Origin of the sequence: Flavobacterium procerum, assembly GCF_042431625.1 — a bacterium.
Classification (GTDB): Bacteria; Bacteroidota; Bacteroidia; order Flavobacteriales; family Flavobacteriaceae; genus Flavobacterium; species Flavobacterium procerum.
Genome location: NZ_JBHLYW010000016.1, coordinates 1 through 3,546, shown reverse-complemented (window position 1 = coordinate 3,546; position 3,546 = coordinate 1). Strand labels below are relative to the sequence as shown.

Annotated in this window: 4 protein-coding genes; all 4 read right to left on the bottom strand. The window is 38.4% G+C overall.

What is annotated here, in order from left to right; all coding sequences use genetic code 11:
* Nucleotides 1-407 precede the first annotated feature (407 nt).
* Nucleotides 408-1,316 carry a helix-turn-helix domain-containing protein gene (locus ACFFLS_RS19030; RefSeq protein ID WP_379682311.1) on the bottom strand — a complete coding sequence of 303 codons (909 nt, stop codon included), beginning with the start codon at nucleotides 1,314-1,316 and terminating at the stop codon, nucleotides 408-410.
* 8 nt (nucleotides 1,317-1,324) lie between these two features.
* Complete coding sequence (locus ACFFLS_RS19025) at nucleotides 1,325-1,873, bottom strand: DNA-3-methyladenine glycosylase I (RefSeq protein WP_379682312.1); 549 nt, start codon at nucleotides 1,871-1,873, stop codon at nucleotides 1,325-1,327.
* A gap of 66 nt (nucleotides 1,874-1,939) precedes the next feature.
* Nucleotides 1,940-2,758, bottom strand: a complete 819-nt coding sequence (locus ACFFLS_RS19020) for an SDR family oxidoreductase (RefSeq protein WP_379682313.1) — start codon at nucleotides 2,756-2,758, stop codon at nucleotides 1,940-1,942.
* 157 nt (nucleotides 2,759-2,915) lie between these two features.
* Nucleotides 2,916-3,546: SDR family oxidoreductase (locus ACFFLS_RS19015; protein WP_379689581.1), on the bottom strand; the 631-nt coding region annotated here is incomplete at its 5' end.

Genomic DNA, 3,546 nt, shown 5'->3' with positions numbered 1-3,546 from the left:
TGCTTCGGCAACTTTTTTGCGAAGAGCAGTAACTTCCGGCAGGATTTGTACTCCCGCAATAACTTTATGGCCTAATTTAGCTAAACCAAATGCTGACCCTTCTCCAAATCCGGAACCTGCTCCGGTAATTAAAATTGTTTTTGTTGTACTCATGATTTCTAAGTTTTAATGATTTTTAATATGATTTAATAGATGTTGATTTTCTATAAAGCAAAGTTGCAACGAAACCAAGACGTGGGCTGTACGAATAACAAAGCCTCTATTATGAATATCAAAGATGGATCTCAACAAAAAATACTTTATTACGTTTTAAATATTTGCAAAATGATATTTTTCCATTAAAATCTTAAAACAACAAAAGCCCACAGTTTGTGGGCTTTTGTTAAAACGAGTAGATTATGCTGCTGTCAATTCAATGATTTTCTAAACTCGACGGGAGAGTTTTTTGTTTTTTGCTTGAAGAGTTTATTAAAAGACTGCGGATGCTCAAATCCCAGCTGATAGGCAATTTCTGCAACACTCAGGTCACTGTTTGCCAGAATAGATTTTGCTTTTTCGATCAGCCGGGAATGAATGTGCTGCTGGGTAGTCTGCCCGGTAAGCAAGCGAAGCATGTCACTCAGGTAGCGGGGTGAAACCTTTACATGATCGGCTACATCTTGTACCGTCGGCAATCCTCCAATGAGTGATTTATCAGTATCAAAATAAGAAGATAGAAACGCTTCAACTTCAGACAGCATATCGTTGTGTATCGGTTTTCGAGTAATGAACTGCCTATTGTAAAATCGGTTACTGTAATTCAGCAGCAATTCGATTTGGGAAATAATTACATCCTGACTGAAATGGTCGATGTTATTATCGAGTTCCAGGATGATATTTTCAAAAATTGAAAAAATAATCTGCTTTTCCTTATCAGAAAGATAGAGTGCTTCGGCAACTGAATAGGAGAAGAATCCATAATTGGCAATATTTTTTGCCAAAGGATAATTTCTAAGAAACTCAGGGTGAAAAATTAAAGTATAACCACTATAGTCTGCTTCCTGATCTGAAGAATAAACAATCTGATCGGGTGCAGTAAAGGACAGTCCGCCTTCCTCAAAATCATAATGTCCCTGACCGTATTTTATAGCTCCGGCAAAATGCTTTTTGAATGATATTTTATAGAACTTAAGAATAAATGCAGTATTAGGCTGTTCGGATATGTCAATATCTTTATAGTCTACAAGCGCAATCAAAGGATGTTTTGGCTTTGGAAGGCCTAACTGATCCATTGCATTTGAGATACTTGTATAGGTATAGGTTTTCAGCTTTTTCATAATTTCCGTTATTTTCTGTTCCAGGCTGGTTTTGCTTCCAGCGTTTTATGGTAGATTTCACAATTGGTGCTGTGCGCGCCTGGAAGATACCCGATACTCATGAGAAATTCATTGACAATTTCACCACCGGTAAATTTGAATGTCTTTTTAAAAAGTTTCATCCATTCTGCTAATGACTTTGGGTGATGGCTGTCCAGCCATTTTTCGAACGAGCCAAATTCCTGCTGCAATTTTAGTATGGTTTTGGCGTTCTCAATCGCGGCATTGATTTTTAGCCGATTCCTGATAATGCCGGGATCGTTCAACAATCTTTCCCTATCGTTTTCCTGATATTCTGCGACTTTTTTAATGCTGAAATTATCATACGCTGCTCGGAAAGCATCCTGCTTTTTTAAGATGGTTTCCCAGCTCAGTCCAGCCTGGTTTATTTCGAGTATCAGCCTTGCAAATAATTCGTCGTCATTGTGTATCGGAAATCCGTACTGGTTGTCGTGATACGATTTATGAAGTTCTTTTCTCGGACCCGACATACTATTTAAATAACTGCAATATGACATTTTAAAGAAAATTATTTAGTGGACGTTTTACAAATATAGGTATTCATTGTATTGTTTTGATGTAATTTAATTGCCCGGAAATTCAATGTCCAGCAATCTTCCAACATGTTTTCTAAAATTTTCGCTTCCCATTTCGGTAAGCTGACCTGCTATCTTAACAGCATCTGCACCTGCCATGTATCTTAACTGATTTTTACCATCTGTAGCGGCTTCAAAAACAGCATCTGCTATTACTTCCGGTTCGCTAAAATCAAGCAGCGTATTGTTGTTGAAAAAGAGATCTATCAATTTTTCCTGTATCGGATCGTACTCCGGATGCGCAAATGCCTTTACACCATTTACAAAACTGGATTTTATGCCGCCTGGTGCTACTGTTTTAATCGTAATATTGAATGGCGCCAATTCGTAGGACAAGCTTTCGCTTAATCCTTCCAATGCCCATTTTGTCGCATTATAAACTGAAGCCAATGGACAGGATATTATGCCAAAAACCGATGTTGTAGTAATAAACATTCCCCTGCCTCTCTCTTTGAAATAAGGAGTAAAAGCCTTTACAACCTTGATTACTCCAGTAAGATTTGTGTTGATCTGGTCTTCGATTGCTTCGATGGGACTTGCTTCCAAAGAGCCGCTCAAGCCATAGCCCGCATTATTAAATACAACATCAATACTTTCATTGGCAGTCAGCTCGCTAATAGCTGTATCAATATGTTCTTTCTGAGTAACATCGAGCTGAATTAGTTTTACATTTTCCAGCCCATTTAAGTCCGTTTCCTTTTCAGGATTACGCATCGTTGCAATTACTCTCCAGCCGTTGGCCTGAAATAATCTAGCAGTGGCTTTACCCAGACCAGCTGATGCACCCGTAATAAATATAGTCTTCATTTTCTTCTGAATTTAAATTTTACAAGTGCAAATTTCCTTTCATTAACCCAGATTTTAGTATCCAAAACCGTAAATGATGTAGCCAAAAAAACGATTGGTCCTAGCGCATAAAAAAGCCGATAGTTAAATCGGCTTTTTTATAGTCACAGGTATGTTATTAGATAGTATTTTCCCAAGCTTTTAATTGGTGGTCTTTTAACATGTCTTCTACAAACTGCGGCACCACGTTTCTGAATTTACCGCTATCTGACGGTACAATTTCGATAATTGCATCGATCATTTCCTGTGGATCCAGTCTACCTTCTGGTGTACCTAAAAGCGAATCGAAATTGGCTTTCATATCAGCACGTTTGGTGAAGTTTTTATCGTCATCCAGCCAGCGGAAAGCATTTTCGGCCATTGTCTCGTTGTAGCCAGTTAAGTAAGCTCCAGGATTGATGGTTTGAATTTTGATTCCGTAAGGATTCAATTCATCAGCCAATGCTTCGGCTACTGCTTCAAGAGCGTGTTTGGTTGAAACGTAGATTCCGTAACCAGATGGCGTGAATAATCCACCCATTGAAGAAGTAAATACGATTTTACCTTTTTTGCCTTCTGTGATCCATTTAGAAGCAAAGCCTTGTGACAATTGCAGCGGAGCAAAAACATTTGTTTCATAATTTGCACGAACCAAATCAAGCGGAATTTCAAATACCGGACCGCTTTCCCCGATTCCTGCATTACTAAAGAATACATCGATGTCACGTTTTAAGGCATTGGCAACGTCGTATTTGTCAAGAATGTCCAGT

What these genes read in the sequence shown, in the direction of transcription:
- ACFFLS_RS19030 (WP_379682311.1), bottom strand. Translation starts at nt 1,316, where the DNA reads ATGAAAAAGCTGAAAACCTATACCTATACAAGTATCTCAAATGCAATG.
- ACFFLS_RS19025 (WP_379682312.1), bottom strand. Translation starts at nt 1,873, where the DNA reads ATGTCATATTGCAGTTATTTAAATAGTATGTCGGGTCCGAGAAAAGAA.
- ACFFLS_RS19020 (WP_379682313.1), bottom strand. Translation starts at nt 2,758, where the DNA reads ATGAAGACTATATTTATTACGGGTGCATCAGCTGGTCTGGGTAAAGCC.